13 protein-coding genes are annotated in these 16,744 nt (G+C 70.6%); 3 read left to right on the top strand and 10 right to left on the bottom strand.

From position 1 onward, the window contains the following. Position 1: 1 nt before the first annotated feature. Complete coding sequence (locus ABEA26_RS22170; protein WP_345594754.1) at positions 2–445, bottom strand: DUF948 domain-containing protein; 444 nt, start codon at positions 443–445, stop codon at positions 2–4. Between the two features lie 173 nt (positions 446–618). Here ABEA26_RS22170 and ABEA26_RS22165 point away from each other — a divergent pair, with 173 nt between their 5' ends. After that, positions 619–2,805, top strand: a complete 2,187-nt coding sequence (locus ABEA26_RS22165; RefSeq protein ID WP_345594752.1) for an ATP-binding protein — start codon at positions 619–621, stop codon at positions 2,803–2,805. A gap of 45 nt (positions 2,806–2,850) precedes the next feature. On the opposite strand, the gene rpsD is transcribed toward ABEA26_RS22165, so the two are convergent. The 5 genes from rpsD to ABEA26_RS22140 all read right to left on the bottom strand — a co-directional run bounded on the left by rpsD (position 2,851) and on the right by ABEA26_RS22140 (position 8,096). After that, positions 2,851–3,465 (bottom strand): 30S ribosomal protein S4, encoded by a 615-nt coding sequence (rpsD, locus tag ABEA26_RS22160; protein WP_279566393.1) that lies wholly within the window; start codon positions 3,463–3,465, stop codon positions 2,851–2,853. 295 nt (positions 3,466–3,760) lie between these two features. Beyond that, complete coding sequence (locus ABEA26_RS22155) at positions 3,761–5,116, bottom strand: replication-associated recombination protein A (RefSeq protein ID WP_345594749.1); 1,356 nt, start codon at positions 5,114–5,116, stop codon at positions 3,761–3,763. 120 nt (positions 5,117–5,236) lie between these two features. Further along, complete coding sequence (locus ABEA26_RS22150; protein ID WP_345594747.1) at positions 5,237–5,899, bottom strand: vitamin K epoxide reductase family protein; 663 nt, start codon at positions 5,897–5,899, stop codon at positions 5,237–5,239. Between the two features lie 189 nt (positions 5,900–6,088). Continuing rightward, the gene (gene hisS / locus ABEA26_RS22145) at positions 6,089–7,366 is read right to left on the bottom strand and encodes a histidine--tRNA ligase (protein WP_345594745.1); all 1,278 of its coding nucleotides are present in this window, start codon (positions 7,364–7,366) and stop codon (positions 6,089–6,091) included. Positions 7,367–7,379: 13 nt separating this feature from the next. Further along, entirely contained in the window at positions 7,380–8,096 is a 717-nt protein-coding gene (locus tag ABEA26_RS22140; protein WP_345594743.1) for an MBL fold metallo-hydrolase, read from the bottom strand. 183 nt (positions 8,097–8,279) lie between these two features. On the opposite strand from ABEA26_RS22140, the gene ABEA26_RS22135 reads away from it, so the two are divergent. Together ABEA26_RS22135 and ABEA26_RS22130 are read left to right on the top strand one after the other, a co-directional pair. Then, positions 8,280–9,110: a peptidylprolyl isomerase gene (locus ABEA26_RS22135; RefSeq protein WP_345594741.1), complete on the top strand. Its 831-nt coding sequence runs from the start codon at positions 8,280–8,282 to the stop codon at positions 9,108–9,110. A 135-nt stretch (positions 9,111–9,245) separates the two neighbouring features. After that, positions 9,246–10,475, top strand: coding sequence for a DUF349 domain-containing protein (locus ABEA26_RS22130; protein WP_345594739.1), 1,230 nt, complete (start codon positions 9,246–9,248; stop codon positions 10,473–10,475). Positions 10,476–10,619: 144 nt separating this feature from the next. On the opposite strand, the gene relA is transcribed toward ABEA26_RS22130, so the two are convergent. From relA to secD, 4 genes are all read right to left on the bottom strand, one after another. Next, positions 10,620–13,157 (bottom strand): GTP pyrophosphokinase, encoded by a 2,538-nt coding sequence (relA, locus tag ABEA26_RS22125; RefSeq protein WP_345594738.1) that lies wholly within the window; start codon positions 13,155–13,157, stop codon positions 10,620–10,622. A 172-nt stretch (positions 13,158–13,329) separates the two neighbouring features. Continuing rightward, positions 13,330–13,878 (bottom strand): adenine phosphoribosyltransferase, encoded by a 549-nt coding sequence (locus tag ABEA26_RS22120; protein WP_345594737.1) that lies wholly within the window; start codon positions 13,876–13,878, stop codon positions 13,330–13,332. Continuing rightward, positions 13,875–15,005, bottom strand: coding sequence for a protein translocase subunit SecF (gene secF, locus ABEA26_RS22115; RefSeq protein WP_345594735.1), 1,131 nt, complete (start codon positions 15,003–15,005; stop codon positions 13,875–13,877). Before secF ends, ABEA26_RS22120 begins: the two co-directional genes overlap by 4 nt. A 1-nt stretch (position 15,006) precedes the next feature. After that, the coding region (gene secD / locus ABEA26_RS22110; protein WP_345594733.1) for a protein translocase subunit SecD at positions 15,007–16,744 on the bottom strand (1,738 nt) is incomplete at its 5' end.

The following is a 16,744-nucleotide window of genomic DNA, read 5'->3' as shown; positions in this document are numbered from 1 at the left end:
ATCAGTCCTTCTTCCGCTTGGTCCGCCGCGCGGCCGGGATCGCACGGCCGACGATCACGGTACGCCGCGGCTGCTTGGCCGGGCCCGCGGGCTCGCCCTCCTTGCGACCGCCGAGTGCCCGCCGTACGCCGTAGCCGAACGCGGCGACCTTGACCAGGGGGCCGCCGAAGGTGGAGGCCACGGTGGTGGACAGCGCGGAGGCGTTCGACGTGACCTCCTGGACGTCGGAGGCGATCGCGTCGACCCGGTCGATCTGGGTCTGCGCGGAGCGCACCGCCGACGAGGCGTCGGACAGCAGCGGAACGGCCTGGTCGGTGACGTCCGCCACGAGCTTGGTGGTCGCCCTGAGCGTCTGGGCCAGCCTCGCCAGTGCGACGGCGAGGAAGGAGACCAGGATCGCCCAGAAGACGGCCACCAGGATTCCGGCCACCTCGCCACCGGACACTGTGCACCCGCTCCCTCAAAAGACGTGCCTGAACTTCGGGAAAGTCGTGCACCGAGCCTATCGCGCCGGGCGCGGGGCTCCGTACCGGATTACCGTCCGCGCGCGGCGCGACGCGGTGAAGTCGCGGGAAGCGATTGTACGGAGTGAATTCGGTTCAGTACGCTCCGTGTTTCATGCGAGACCATCGGCGCGACGGCATCCCGCACGGCAACCTACCGCTGGAACTCGACACCTTCGTGGGCAGAGCGACGGAACTCGCGGAGCTGGCCCGGGCGCTGGGCGCCGGGCGGCTGGTGACCGTGACCGGGACCGGCGGGGTCGGGAAGTCACGGCTGGCGGCGCGGGCGGCCGGGCGGTGCCGGCCCCGGGACGGCGTGTGGCGGGTGGAACTGGCGCCGCTGCGCGACGAGGAGTTCGTCGACTACGCGGTCGTGGAGGCGCTGGGCCTGACCGACCACACGAGACGGCTGCCGCGCGAGACGCTGCTCGCGCACCTCGCCGAGCGGGAACTGCTCCTGGTCCTCGACGGCGTCGAGCACCTGGTGGACGCCTGTGCCGCGCTGGTGACCGACCTGCTGGGCCGCGCCCCGGGGCTGCGGGTCCTGTCGGTCGGACGCAGACCGCTGGGCGTGGCCGGGGAGCAACTTCTGCCCCTGGCGCCGCTGAGCCCGGAGGAGGCGGTGGAGTTGCTGACCGTCCGGGCGGGGCAGCGGGCCCTGACGTACGGGTACGACGCCGACCTGGACGAGGGCCACGGGGAGGTGCGCGAGCTGTGCCGGCGCCTGGACGGGATCCCGCTGGCGATCGAGCTGGCGGCGGGGCGGCTGGGCGCGCTGTCGCCGGGCCAGGTGCTGCAACGGCTCGACGACCGCTTCCGCCTGCTGACCGGCGGGGACCGCACCGCGCTGCCCCGGCACCGGACACTGCGTACGGCGATCGGCTGGAGCCACGAGCTGTGCACGCCGGCCCAGCGACTGCTGTGGGCGCGGCTGTCGGTGTTCGCGGGGCCGTTCGACCTGGAGGCCGCCGAGTACGTGTGCAGCGGCGACGGGCTGCTCGCCGACGACGTGCTCGACGTGGTCTCCGCGCTGCTCGCGCAGTCCGTGCTGACCCGTGAGGAGACCCCGGCCGGGGTGCGCTACCGGATGCTCGACACGGTGCGGGCGTACGGCGCCGACTGGCTGGAGGCGACCGGTGACGCGGCGCGGCTGCGGCGGCGGCACCGGGACTGGTACGTGGGTCTGGCGACCTGGTGCGAGTTGGAGTGGTTCTCGCCGCGCCAGCACCAGGTCACCGCACGGGTGGACGCGGAGCTGCCGAATCTGCGCAGCGCCCTGGAACACTGCCTGACCGAGCCCGACGAGGCACACCTGGGCCAGTATCTGGCGGGCGCCCTGTGGTTCCACTGGGTCGGCTGCGGACGGCTCTCGGAGGGGCGGCGCTGGCTGGAGCAGGCGGTGCGGCTGGACCCGGAGCGGACGGCGGGCGAGCAGTCACGGCTGAAGGCGCTGTGGGTGCTCGCCTACGTGGCGATCCTGCAGGGCGACATGGTGCCGGCGCTGGCGGCGCTGCAGGAGTGCCGGGAGGAGGCCGAGCTGTCGGCCGACCCCACGGCGGTGGCGTACGCGGAGCACCGCTCCGGCTGTCTGGCCCTGGTCACGGACGACATGCCGCGCGCGGAGTCACTGCTGCGTTCCGCGCTGCGTCGCTACCGGGAGATCGGCGAGCTCAACAGCAACGTCCTGATGGGCCAGGTGGAGCTGGCGATGGCGCGGGCGTTCCAGGGGGACATGCCGGACGCGGTGCGCCTGTGCGAGGACGTCCGGCAGGTGTGCGAGGACCACGGTGAGCGCTGGACCCGGGGCTACGCCCTGTATGTGCTGGCCTACGCGGCCTGGAGCGACGGTGAGCCGGGACGCGCCCGCGAGTTGCTGGCCGACTGCCTGGCCAGTGCCCACCGGTTCCGGGACCAGCTCGGATCGGTGCTGGCGGTGGAGCTGCTGGCCCTGGTCACGGTGGCGGACGGCGACGCGGCGGAGGCCGCGGTGCTGCAGGGCGCGGCGGGGCGGATGTGGCCGTCGGTGGGGCTGCCGTTGTTCGGCTCGGCGTACTACAACGCGCCGCACGAACTGTGCGAGGCGGCGGCCCGGGAGCAGCTGGGCGACGAGCGGTACGAGGAGTGCGTACGGCACGGGGCTCGGTTGGGCCGCCGGGAGGCGGTGTCGCGGGCCCTGCGGCGGCCCGGGGTGCCGGCCTCGCTGCCGGCGCCGCGCGGGGCCGGGAGGCGTGCCACGGCGGGCGCGCGGACGGCGAAGCCCGCCGCCTCGCCCACCCGGAAGGGCGGGGAGACGGCGGGCTGAGGTACCGCGGAGGTACTGCGCCTTGCTGAAAGCGTTCTGCTGGGATCAGCGGGCGTAGTACTCGACGACGAGCTGCTCGTCGCAGATCACCGGGATTTCCTTGCGGTTCGGGTCGCGGTCCAGGCGGAAGGCCAGGGCCTTGAGGTTCACCTGGAGGTAGCGCGGGGTCTCGCCGTCGGGGGCGAAGCCGCCTTCACGGGCGATCGTGAAGAGCGTCTTCTCCTTGGAGCGCTCGCGCACCTGCACGACGTCGTCCGGACGGACACGGAAGGACGGCTTGTCGACCTTCTGGCCGTTGACCTGGATGTGGCCGTGGACGACCATCTGGCGGGCCTGGTAGATCGTGCGGGCGATGCCCGAACGCAGGACCAGCGCGTCGAGGCGGCGCTCGAGCTCGATGACCAGGGCCTCGCCGGTCTTCATGTTGGTCTTGGAGGCACGCTCGTAGGCGCGGACGAGCTGACGCTCGCTGAGGTCGTACTGCGCGCGCAGACGCTGCTTCTCGAGCAGACGGACCTTGTAGTCCGAGTTCTGCTTGCGGCCGCGGCCGTGCTCACCCGGCGGGTAGGGGCGGGCCTCGAAGTACTTGACGGCCTTCGGGGTCAGCGCGATGCCGAGGGCACGCGACTTCTTGACCTTGGGACGGGGCTGGTTCGCCACTGTCTGTGTCTCTTTCCTGGTTTCCGGCTTGTCAGGGTTGAGGGAGGTCGCAATCCGCAGCCGGGGAAACCCGCCTGGTCCGCAGGGGACCTGCCGGGCAGCCGCTCCCTGGTCTGGGCACATACGTGCAGCACGCGAGTGGCCCACCGACCGCTCCCGGAGCTCCGGGTGGTGGTGGGCTGCCCGCGACACCTGTCGACGGTGCGCGACGCTCCTGGGACCCGCTGGGGGTCCCGGCCGGTTGTCCCGTTCTGACTGCACGAGACTCGGCACTCCGGTGGATTCTACAGGCTGCTCAGGACCGCCTGCGACCGAGGTGTCCGCGGGTCCACTCCACCGCGTCCGCGTATCTGGCCTCGGCGCCGTGCCGGGTCGGGGTGTAGTACCTGCGGTCCTTCAGCTCGTCCGGGGCGTACTGCTGGGCGGCGATGCCCTCCGGCAGGTCGTGCGGGTACACGTATCCCTGCCCGTGTCCGAGTTTGCCCGCACCCTTGTAGTGGCTGTCGCGCAGGTGCGAGGGGACCGGTCCGGCGTGCCCCTTGCGTACGTCGTCCAGGGCGGCGCCGATGGCGGTGGTCGCGGCGTTGGACTTGGGGGCGAGGGCCAGGGCGATGGTGGCGTGGCTGAGGGTCAGGCCGGCCTCGGGGAAGCCGATCATGGCGACGGCCTGCGCGGCGGCGACGGCGATCGGTAGGGCGTTCGGGTCGGCCAGGCCGATGTCCTCGCTGGCGGAGATCATCAGGCGGCGCGCGATGAAGCGGGGGTCCTCGCCGGCCTCGATCATCCGGGCCAGGTAGTGCAGGGCGGCGTCCACGTCGGAGCCGCGGATGGACTTGATGAGGGCGCTGGCGACGTCGTAGTGCTGGTCGCCGTCTCGGTCGTACTTCACCGCGGCGCGGTCGACCGTCTCCTCCAGCGTGGTCAGGCCGATCTCCGTCTCGCCCTTGTCCAGCGCGGCCCCGGCGGCGGCCTCCAGCGCGGTCAGGGCGCGGCGGGCGTCGCCGCCGGCGATGCGCAGCAGGTGCTCCTCGGTGTCCTCGGCCAGGCCGACGGCCCCACCGAGGCCCCGCTCGTCGGTCAGGGCCCGGCGGGTCAGGGCGCGGACGTCGTCGTCGGTGAGGGGTTCGAGGGTGAGGAGGAGGGAGCGGGAGAGCAGGGGAGAGATGATCGAGAAGTACGGGTTCTCGGTGGTGGCGGCGATCAGGGTGACCCAGCGGTTCTCGACGGCCGGGAGCAGGGAGTCCTGCTGGGCCTTGCTGAAGCGGTGGATCTCGTCGAGGAAGAGGACGGTCTCCTTGCCGTACCCGCCGACCGCGCGGCGGGCGCCGTCGATGACCGCGCGGACCTCCTTGACGCCCGCGGTGATCGCGGACAGCTCCACGAAGCGCTTGTTGGTGGCCTTGGAGACGACGTACGCCAGGGTGGTCTTACCGGTGCCCGGCGGGCCCCAGAGGATGACCGAGGAGGGCCCCGCGGGGCCGGAGCCGCCCTCGCCGACCAGTCGGCGCAGGGGGGAACCGGGCTTCAGCAGGTGCTGCTGGCCGACGACCTCGTCGAGGGTGCGCGGGCGCATCCGCACGGCGAGGGGGCTGCCGGTCGGGTCCTTCTCCTGGCGTTCTTCGGCTGCGGCGGTGAACAGATCGGGCTCCACGGTCGAAACCCTACCCGGGGGGATCTGGGGGTCACCCCAGAGGGCACAGCACGGCACCGACGACGCGGCGGACGCGGTGAGCGGGGGCCCTTCGTCGACCCGCTCCCGCCGGCCTGTCCGTCAGCTGGTCCAGAAGTCCCACCAGCGGGTCAGGACCAGCATGCCGATGACGCCGATGTGCAGCACCGGCAGCACCCAGGCGAACTCGCCGAAGAAGCCCTTGAGCCAGCCCGGCGCGGGCAGGAATCCCTTGCGGACGTTGAAGGACGTCACGTACCAGAACATCAGGATCGTGGCGACCCAGGCCAGGCAGCACCACAGGCACAGCGCGTTGATCCGGTACAGGGACTCGAACTGCAGCCAGGTGACGAACCCGACGCCGAACAGGCAGCCGGCGTTGAAGGTGAGCCAGTACCAGCGCGGGAAGCGGGCCCCCGCGAGCAGACTCATCCCGGCGCAGACGACGATGCCGTAGGTGACCAGGCCCAGCATCGGGTTGGGGAATCCGAAGACGGCCGCCTGGTCGCTCTCCATGACGCTGCCGCAGGAGACGACGGGGTTGAGGCTGCACCCGGGCGTGAACGTCGTACCCGCGACCTTGGCCTCGAGCAGTTTGAACTTGTCGAGCGTGATGACCCACGCGGCGAGCACTCCGGCCGCGCCCGTGGTCACCAGCAGCAGGGCGAAGGCGCGGCCGGCGCCCTCGGCGCGCGATGCTCCGGCGGTGGGTCCCGGCGCCGGCTCTGCCACGGTGGAGACGTCCTTCACTGTCGTCTTGCTCATCACGCCGATTCCGTCACTTGAGTGAGACCTGCTTCGGGCAGGGCCATTGTGCCGCACGGACTTGTAAGGCCACCGTTCGATGAACATAAGAACGCACCGGTGGTCGCCCCGGAGAGTTGTCTTCCGGCCGATTCCCGTTCCCCAGGGGCACACGCGAACGAACACGCGCGCCCCCGGAGGCGACGGGACCTACCCGAAGATCCGCCGACCGAGCCTCGACTCCAGCTCCGCCACGATCTCGTTGACGCCGATCGCCGCCTGCTCGCCGGACTCCATGTCCTTGAGCTGGACGACGCCTTCGGCGAGGTCGCGCTCGCCCAGGACCAGGGCATAGCGGGCGCCGGAGCGGTTGGCCGCCTTCATCGCGGCCTTGAGGCCCTTGCCGCCGTAGGAGAAGTCGGCGGCGACGCCGTTCTTGCGCAACTCGGTGACCTTGGCGAACAGGATCCGACGGGCCTCCTCGCCGAGCGGGACGGCGAAGACGGAGGTGGCGGACGGAATGTCCAGTTCGATGCCCTCCGCCTCCAGGGCGAGGACGGTGCGGTCGATGCCGAGGGCCCAGCCCACGGACGGCAGGGACGGGCCGCCGATCATCTCGGACAATCCGTCGTAGCGGCCGCCGCCGCCGACCGCGGACTGGGAGCCCAGTCCGTCGTGGACGAACTCGAAGGTCGTGCGGGTGTAGTAGTCCAGGCCGCGCACCAGCTTCGGGTCGTCCTCGAAGACCACGCCCGCCGCCGTGATCAGTTCGCGCACCTCCTCGTGGTACGCCTTGCAGGCGTCGCACAGGTAATCGCGCAGCAGCGGGGCGCCGGTGAGCTGCTTCTGCACGTCCGGGCGCTTGTCGTCCAGGACGCGCAGCGGGTTGATCTCCGCGCGGCGCAGCGTCTCCTCGTCCAGGTCCAGGCCGCGCAGAAAGTCCTGCAGGGCGTCCCGGTAGACGGGGCGGCACTCCTGGTCGCCGAGGCTGTTGAGCAGGATGCGGAAGTCGCTCAGGCCCAGCGCGCGGTACGACTGGTCGGCGAGGATGATCAGTTCGGCGTCGAGCGCCGGGTCCTCGGTGCCGATCGCCTCGGCACCGACCTGGGAGAAGTGGCGGTAACGGCCCTTCTGGGGGCGCTCGTAACGGTACTGCGAGCCCGAGTACCAGACCTTCACCGGCAGGTTGCCGGCCTTGTGCAGGTTGGCCTCCAGGACCGCGCGCAGCACGGGGGCCGTCGTCTCCGGGCGCAGGGCGAGCCGGTCTCCGCCCTTGGTCTCGAAGACGTACATCTCCTTGGTCACGATGTCGGTCGACTCGCCGACACCGCGCGCGAAGAGCTCGACGTTCTCGAAACCGGGCGTCTCGATGTAGCCGTAGCCGGAGTTGCGCAGCGGGGCGGCGATCGCCTCGCGGACCGCCAGGAACTTCGCGGAGTCGGGCGGCAGCAGGTCGTAGGTGCCCTTGGGGGCCTTGAAGGTGCTCACGGAAGGTCTCTCGTCACATTCCTCGTCGGGGAGCCTCGGGGGCGCCGTTTTCCTGGCGGCCCGCCGCCACCTGCCGCAGATACGGGTTGGTGGCGCGCTCCTGGCCGATGGTCGTCTGGGGGCCGTGTCCGGACAGCACCACGGTCGAGTCGTCGAGCGGCAGGCACACGCGTGCCAGCGATTCGAGCATGTCGTCCATGGAGCCACCCGGGAAGTCGGTGCGTCCGACGGAGCCGGCGAACAGCAGGTCGCCCGAGAACATGACCGGCGGGATGTCCGCCGCCTCGGGCAGGCCGAAGGTCACCGACCCCTTGGTATGGCCCGGCGCGTGCGCGACGGTCAGCTCCATCCCCGCCAACTCCAGCTTCGCGCCGTCGGTCAGCTCCCTGACGTCGTCCGGCTCCCCGACGGTCAGCTCGCCCATGAGCGGCATGCCGATGGTGCGGCCGATCCCCTTCTCGGGGTCGCTCATCATGAAGCGGTCGTCCGGGTGGATCCAGGCCGGCACGTCGTGCGCGCCGCAGACCGGGACGACCGAGGCCACATGGTCGATGTGCCCGTGGGTGAGGACGACGGCGACGGGCTTGAGCCGATGCTTCCTGATCGCTTCCTCGACTCCCGGGGCCGCCTGATGGCCAGGGTCGATGATCACGCACTCCTCACCGGCGGCGGGGGCGACGAGATAACAGTTCGTCCCCCAGGCCCCGGCGGGGAACCCGGCAATGAGCACGATCGTCCTTCGTTTGTGTCGGTACGGGTGGGCTTGCGAACGGGCCGCGCCCATGGTCAGAGCCTACCGGCGGTGCCGATTCCTCAGCGAACCCATATACGGTACGGGGCTACACGCCCACGGTCGGCTCATCGCACCCACGCGTACCGGTCGGCACACGAAGACGCATGAGGAGAGAACCCGGTGGTCACCCAGGAGCAGCGGCGGCGTCAGCTCGCCCGGGAGAAGTTCTTGCGGCAGCAGCAGCGACGTACCTCCGCACGACGCAGGGCGCGCACGCGCAACGCCGCGATCGCGTCGGTGCTCGGCGTGATTCTGATCGGCAGTGTCGCGCTGTACACGACCGGCGTGGTCCTCGGGGACGACGACGACAGCAAGTCGAACGCGAGCGCGGAGGTCACCCCGAGCGCCGCGGCGAGCAGTGAGCCGCCGAAGGACCCGTGCGACAAGCCGGCCGAGGGCAAGGTCAAGACGCAGACCTGGGAGAAGGAACCTGCGATGACCATCGACAAGTCGGCGAAGTACACGATGAAGTTGGCCACGACCTGCGGCGACATCGACATCGCGCTGAAGGCGAAGGCGGCGCCGCACACCGTCAACTCGTTCAGCTTCCTGGCCGGCAAGGGCTTCTTCGACCACACGCCGTGCCACCGGCTGACCACCAACGGGATCTACGTTCTCCAGTGCGGGGACCCGACGGGCCAGGGCAACGGCGGTCCCGGCTACAACATCCCGGACGAGAACCTGAAGGACAAGAGCCTGAAGGAGAACACGTACCCGGCGGGCACGATCGCGATGGCGAACACCGGTCAGCCGGACTCCGGCGGCAGCCAGTTCTTCCTCGTGTACCAGAACAGCCCGTTGCCCCCCAGCTACACGCCGTTCGGCACGATCTCGGACGAGGGAATGACGGTGCTGAAGAAGATCGCCGCCGTCGGCGAGAGCACCGGTGCGGGCGACGGAGCACCCAACGCGACGGTCGTGATCGACAAGGCCACCGTCACGAAATCCTGACCCTCATCAGCGAAAGTTCGGTCGCGCGGGATGCGGACACGCCCCCCGCCGGTCGCCTATGTTGGCCGTGACGAAACTGTGGACGATGCCCGGGGGTGGCGAAGCCCTCCCTCGGCATCATGTGGAGGAGGCGCTGTGAGCAGCGACCCGTGGGGCCGCGTCGACGAGACGGGGACCGTGTACGTGCGTACGGCCGACGGCGAGAAGGTCGTCGGCTCCTGGCAGGCAGGCTCCCCCGAGGAGGCGCTGGCCTATTTCGAACGCAAGTACGAAGGCCTGGTTGTCGAGATCGGCCTCCTCGAGAAGCGGGTGAAGACCACCGACCTGTCGGCGAAGGACGCCCTGGCCGCCGTGGAGCACCTGCGGGAGCAGGTCGACGCGCACCACGCGGTGGGCGACCTGGAGGCGCTGCGAGCCCGGCTGGACAAGCTCGTCGCGCTGGTGGAGACCCGCCGCGAGGAGCGCAGGGCCCAGCGGGCGAAACAGTCCGACGAGGCGCGCGGCGCCAAGGAGGCACTGGTCGCCGAGGCCGAGGAGCTGGCGGCGTCCGACCAGTGGCGGGCGGCCGGTGAGCGGCTGCGGTCCCTGGTGGACACCTGGAAGGGCCTGCCGCGTCTGGACCGCAAGTCCGACGACGAGCTGTGGCACCGCTTCTCGCACGCCCGTTCGGCGTTCTCCAAGCGTCGCAAGCAGCACTTCGCGCAGCTGGACGCGCAGCGCGAGGAGGCCCGCCGGACCAAGGAACGGCTGGTCGGCGAGGCCGAGGCGCTGTCGAAGTCGACGGACTGGGGGCCGACGGCCGCCCGCTACCGCGACCTGATGTCCGAGTGGAAGGCCGCCGGCCGCGCCCAGCGCGAGCACGAGGACGACCTGTGGAACCGCTTCCGCGGCGCCCAGGACGTGTTCTTCGCCGCCCGCAGCTCGGTCTTCGCCGAGCGGGACGCCGAGCAGACGGAGAACCTCAAGCTCAAGGAGGAGCTGGCCGGTGAGGCCGAGAAGCTCCTGCCGGTCACCGACCTGAAGGCGGCCCGCGCCGCGTTCCGCTCGGTCAACGAGCGCTGGGAGGCCATCGGCCACGTGCCGCGCGACGCCCGGCCGAAGGTCGAGGGCCGGATGCACGCGGTCGAGCGGGCGCTCCAGGAGGCCGAGGAGACCGAGTGGCGCCGCACCAACCCGGAGGCACGCGCGCGTGCCGCGGGCCTGACCGGTCAGCTCCAGGCCGCCGTGGACAAGCTGCGCTCCCAGATCGAGCAGGCGCGCGCCCAGGGCAACAACGCCAAGGCCGACAAGCTGGCACGTGAGCTGGAGGGCCGGCAGGCGCTGCTGGACCAGGCGCTGAAGGGCCTGCACGAGTTCGGCGGCTGAACACCCGCCCACGCCCACTCATGAAAGGGGCTCCCCGTACGGCGCGTACGGGGAGCCCCTTTCGTGTGGGCCTGTGCGGCGCCGCGCCACGGGAGCCGGTGCGGGCCGCTGCGTCTGTGCGAGTCGCTGCGTCTGTGCGGGCCGCTACGAGGGCCTGCGGGCCGACGTCACCCGGTACACGTCGTACACGCCCTCCACGCCCCGTACGGCCTTCAGGACGTGCCCGAGGTGCTTCGGGTCGCCCATCTCGAAGGTGAAGCGGGAGGTGGCGACGCGGTCGCGAGAGGTCTGGACGGCCGCGGAGAGGATGTTGACGTGCTGGTCGGACAGCACGCGCGTGACGTCCGACAGCAGCCGGGAACGGTCCAGGGCCTCGACCTGGATGGCGACCAGGAAGACGGAGGACTGGCTGGGGGCCCACTCGACCTCCAGGATGCGCTCGGGTTCCCGGGAGAGCGAGTCCACGTTCACGCAGTCGCTGCGGTGAACGGATACGCCGCTGCCACGGGTGACGAAGCCGATGATGGGGTCACCGGGGACGGGCGTGCAGCAGCGGGCCAGCTTGATCCACACGTCCTCGACGCCCTTGACCACGACGCCCGGGTCCGCGTTGGTCCGGCGTTTGCGACCGCGGGCCGGCGGGACCGACTCGTCGATCTCCTCGGTGGCGGCCTCCTCGCCGCCGAGGGCCTGTACCAGCTTCTGCACGATGTTCTGCGCGGAGACATGGCCCTCGCCGATCGCCGCGTACAGCGCGGAGATGTCCGAGTAGCGCATCTCGTGGGCGAGCGTGACCAGGGAGTCACCGGTCAGGATGCGCTGGATCGGCAGGTTCTGCTTGCGCATGGCTCGGACGATGGAGTCCTTGCCCTGCTCGATCGCCTCGTCGCGGCGCTCCTTGGAGAACCAGGCGCGGATCTTGTTGCGGGCGCGCGGCGACTTGACGAAGCCGAGCCAGTCGCGGGAGGGGCCCGCGCCGGCCGCCTTGGAGGTGAAGACCTCCACCAGGTCGCCGTTGTCCAGGGTGGACTCCAGCGGGACGAGGCGGCCGTTGACCCGCGCCCCTATGGTGCGGTGGCCGACCTCGGTGTGCACCGCGTACGCGAAGTCGACGGGGGTGGCGCTCGCGGGCAGCGCTATGACGTCGCCCTTGGGGGTGAAGACGAAGACCTCGTTGCGGGAGAGGTCGAAGCGCAGGGACTCCAGGAACTCGCCGGGGTCCTCGGTCTCCTTCTGCCAGTCGAGGAGCTGCCGCAGCCACGCCATGTCGTTGAGGTGGTCGTCCTTGCCCTTGCCGGACGACCTGGGCGCGTCGGTACGGACCTTGGAGGCGCCGGCGACGGCCTCCTGCTTGTACTTCCAGTGCGCGGCGATGCCGTACTCGGCGCGGCGGTGCATGTCGAAGGTGCGGATCTGCAGCTCGACCGGCTTGCCGTTGGGCCCGATGACCGTCGTGTGCAGCGACTGGTACATGTTGAACTTGGGCATCGCGATGTAGTCCTTGAACCGGCCGGGGACCGGGTTCCATCGCGCGTGCACGGTACCGAGCGCCGCGTAGCAGTCGCGGACGGTGTCCACGAGGACGCGGATGCCCACCAGGTCGTAGATCTCCGCGAAGTCACGGCCGCGGACGATCATCTTCTGGTAGACGCTGTAGTAGTGCTTGGGGCGGCCGGTGACCGTCGCCTTGATGCGGGCCGCGCGCAGGTCCTGCTGGACCTCGTCGGTGACGATGGCGAGGTACTCGTCGCGCTTGGGGGCGCGCTCGGCCACCAGGCGGACGATCTCGTCGTACATCTTGGGGTAGAGGATCGCGAAGGCGAGGTCCTCCAGCTCCCACTTGATGGTGTTCATGCCGAGGCGATGGGCCAGCGGCGCGTAGATCTCGAGGGTCTCGCGGGCCTTCTTCTCCTGCTTCTCGCGCTTGAGGTAGCGCATGGTGCGCATGTTGTGCAGGCGGTCGGCGAGCTTGATGACCAGGACGCGGGGGTCCTTGGCCATGGCGACGACCATCTTGCGCACGGTCTCGGCCTGCGCGGCCTCGCCGAACTTGACCTTGTCGAGCTTGGTGACGCCGTCGACGAGGAGGGTGACCACGTCGCCGAAGTCGCGGCGCAGGTCCTCCAGGCCGTACTCGGTGTCCTCGACGGTGTCGTGCAGCAGCCCGGCCATCAGCGTGGCCGGGTCCATGCCGAGCTCGGCGAGGATGGTGGTGACGGCGAGCGGGTGCGTGATGTACGGGTCACCGCTCTTGCGCTTCTGGCCGCGGTGCCAGCGTTCGGCGACCTGGTAGGCGCGCTCGATCTGGCGCAGGGTCGCCGTCTCGATCTTGGGGTCGTTGCCGCGCACTATCCGCAGCAGCGGCTCCAGGACCGGGTTGTACGGGTTGGCGCGCTGCACGCCGAGGCGGGCGAGGCGGGCGCGGACGCGGTTGGAGGAGCCGGAGCGGGCGGGCTGGCCGGACGGCGTGCGGACGACGGGCGCGTTCCGGTCGCGCTCGGGCGGGATCGGCTTGGGGAGCGGCTGCTGCTCGGCCGGCTTGTCGACGGGCGCGGACGGGGCGTGCTGGATCGGCCCGCGGGTGTCGTTCTTCGCCTGTGGCGCGCTCGGTGCGGGCTTCGCCGCGGGCGCCGAGGCGGACTCGGGCTTTGCGGCGGTCAGTGGCTGGGCCTCGTCTGGCAAGAGGACTCCTCGTGCGCGATCCGGGTCCCCCGGTCAGGCTCCGGAAACCCCATGGTAGCGATCCTGCACCCCAGGACCGCCTTCAGGCCACTGTGAGGGCCGTCAACCCGAGAAACGCCTGAGGCGGGCGCCGGATTCCTCCGGGCCCGCCTCCGCTGCGCGACGCGAACTGTCAGACCGTGAGCAGCGCCTTCAGCGGTGCCCCGGCCAGGGCCGGCTCCAGACGGGCCCGCCCGCCGAGGAAGCCCAGCTCCATCAGGACGGCGAGCCCGGCGATCTCGGCGCCCGCCCGGCGGATGAGCTCCAGCGAGGCCCCGGCGGTGCCGCCGGTGGCGAGGACGTCGTCGACGACCAGCACCCGGTCGCCGGCGGCCAGGTCCTCGGCGTGCACCTCGATCTCGGCCGAGCCGTACTCCAGGTCGTACGCCTGGCTGAGGGTGGCTCCGGGGAGCTTGCCCGCCTTGCGTACGGGGATGAAGCCCAGACCCGCCCGTAGGGCCACCGGGGCGCCGAGGATGAAGCCGCGGGCCTCCAGGCCGACGACCTTGGTGGCGCCGGTGCGCTCGGCGGTCTCGGCGAGCGCGTCGGTCAGGGCGGTGAACGCGGCCGGGTCGGCCAGGAGCGGGGTGATGTCCTTGAACACCACTCCGGGCTCCGGGTAGTCGGCCACGTCCCGGATGCGGCTGAGCAGCAGCCGCGTGATGTCGGTCGTCTCGGTCATCGGCGCTTCCCCGAGGGTCGGCCGCGGCCCCTGGTACGGGACGCGGGCTGGTTGCGGGGGCCGACGACCGCGGGGGCCGCGTCGTCGGGCTCGTCGGCCTCGTCGTCGGCGTAGCGCTCCTCGTCGACGGCGTTCTCCGCCGGCTCGCCCTTCGCCGCGGCCTGGGCGCGCTTGGCGAGGACGCGCTTCTTGAGCGCCTTCATCTGCGGCTCGGCCTCCTTGAGGTCGGCGACCAGCGGCGTGGCGATGAAGATCGACGAGTACGCGCCCGCGGCGAGACCGACGAACAGCGACAGCGAGATGTCGTTGAGCATGCCGGCGCCGAGGACACCGCCACCGATGAAGAGCAGACCGCCCACCGGCAGCAGGGCGACCACCGTGGTGTTGATGGAGCGGACCAGGGTGCTGTTGATCGAGCGGTTGGCGATCTCGGCGTAGGTCCAGCGGGTCTGTTTGGTGATGTCCTTGGTCTGCTCCTTGAGACTGTCGAAGACGACGACCGTGTCGTAGAGCGAGTATCCGAGGATGGTCAGCAGACCGATCACCGTGCCCGGCGTGACCTCGAAGCCGACGAGGGCGTAGATGCCGACGGTGATGGTGATGTCGTGGACCAGGGCGATGAACGCGGCGATCGCCATGCGCCACTCGAACGCGATCGCCAGGTAGATCACCACGAGGACCATGAAGATCCCCAGGCCCTGCCAGGCCTTGTTCGCGATCTGGTCGCCCCAGCTGGGGCCGACCAGGTCGGCGTTGATCTTCTCCGCCGGGACGTCCAGGTCCTTCGAGAGCTGGTCCTTGATCGAGTCCGACTTGGCGGTGTCGGTGCCCGAGATCTGGATGCGGAGGCTGCCGTCGCCGAGCTTCTGGACGATCGCGTCGTGGCCGGAGGCCTCTTCCGCGTAGGTCTCGGCCTGGGAGACCGAGGCGCTCATGTTCTTCGGGGTGGTGAAGACCGCGCCGCCCTGGAACTCGATGCCCATGTGCAGGCCGCGCACCGCCAGGCCGACGATGGCCGTGATGGTGATGAGGATGGAGATGCCGTACCAGAGCTTGCGGTTCTTGACGAAGTCGTAACCGATCTCGCCGTGGTGCAGCCGGGCGCCGAGGTTGCCGAGCTTTCCCATCTCACGCCTCCTTCGGGTCGACGTGGCCGGCGGGACGGGCGGGGCGGCGCGTGCGGCGCAGCGGCGGCTTGGCACCCAGACTCTTCGGGTCGAGACCGGACCACTTGTGACCGCTCGCGAAGAACTTGCGCCGGGCCATCAGCGTCAGCAGCGGCTTGGTGAAGAGGAACACCACCACCACGTCGAGCAGCGTGGTCAGACCCAGGGTGAACGCGAAGCCCTGCACCTTGCCGACCGTGACGGCGAAGAGCACCGCTGCGGCCAGGAAGGAGACGAAGTCCGAGACCAGGATGGTCCGCCGGGCGCGCGGCCAGCCCCGCTCGACCGCGGGACGCAGCGACCGGCCCTCACGGATCTCGTCGCGGACGCGTTCGAAGTAGACGATGAACGAGTCCGCGGTGATGCCGATGGCGACGATGGCACCGCACACGGCCGGCAGGTTCAGCGCGAAGCCGATGGCCGGACCGAGCAACGACATGATCACGTATGTGAGGCCCGCGGAGACGAACAGCGAGGCGATGGCGATGAACGACAGACCGCGGTAGTAGACCAGCAGGTAGAGGATGACCAGGGCGAGGCCGATCGCGCCGGCGATCAGGCCTGCTTCGAGCTGCTCACCGCCGAGCGCGGCGGTGACGGTGGTGACGCTGTCCTCCTCGAAGGTCAGCGGCAGGGCGCCGTAGGACAGCATGTTGGCGAGGCCCTGGGCCTCTTCCTGGTCGAAGTTGCCGGAGATCTCCGCGTTGCCGCCGGTGAGCGCCTGGCTGACGTACGGGTCGGAGACGACCTCGTTGTCCAGGACGATGGCGAACTGGTTCTGCGGGGACTGGTTCTGCGCGAGCTTGCCGGTGATGTCGGCGAACTTCTTGGCGCCGCCGTCCGTGAACTTCATCGTGACGGTCCAGCCGGCGGCGGTCTGGGTGTTGTAGACGGCCTCGGACTCGTCGACGTCCGTGCCGTCGACCGCCGCGGGGCCGAGGACGTACTTCTGCCACTGGCCCTGCGCGTTCTGACCGCAGGCGAGCGTCGAGTCGCTCGGCTTCGTTCCTTCGCCGACCTTGGCCCGGGCCGCCTCGTCGGTGCAGTCCAGTGCCGCGTACTGGGCCTGGAGCTCGCCGTCGGCGTCGTTCGCGGGGGCGCTCGCGGAAGGCGACGCGCCGTCGGTTGCCGTGGCGGAGGGACTGGGGTCGGCCTTCAGGGCGTCGGTGAGGGCGCGGCCCTGGGAGGTGGCGCTCGCCGAGGGGGAACCGGACGGCGACGAACTCGCCTCGTCCTTGTCCGTGGCCTTGTCGGTGGCCTCGTCGGTCGCCTTGTCGGTGGCGCTCGGCGAGGGGCTGCCCGTCGCGGCGGCGCCGGACAGTTCGGTGGTGAGTACCGGGCGGAAGTAGAGCTTCGCCGTGGTGCCGACCTGCTCCCGGGCTTCCTCGGAGTCCGTCCCCTTGGGAATGTTGACGATGATGTTCCGGTCGCCCTGGGTCTGAACCTCGGACTCCTGGACACCGAGCCCGTTGACACGGCGTTCCATGATCTCGACGGCCGTGGCCATGTTGGACTTGTTGATCGCCGACTCCTGGCCGGCCTCCGGCACGGCCCGGAGCGTGATGCTCGTGCCGCCCGCCAGGTCGATGCCGAGGCGCGGAGTCGTGTGTCCGGAGGCGAACATGCCTCCCGTGAGCGCCACAATGGCGATCACAATCAGGGCCAGCGAGCGCCCGGGCCTACTCTGGGCGCTCGCGTTC

Source organism: Streptomyces marokkonensis (assembly GCF_039539045.1).
Lineage (GTDB): Bacteria > Actinomycetota > Actinomycetes > Streptomycetales > Streptomycetaceae > Streptomyces > Streptomyces marokkonensis.
This window is presented reverse-complemented; position numbering and strand designations above follow the sequence as displayed.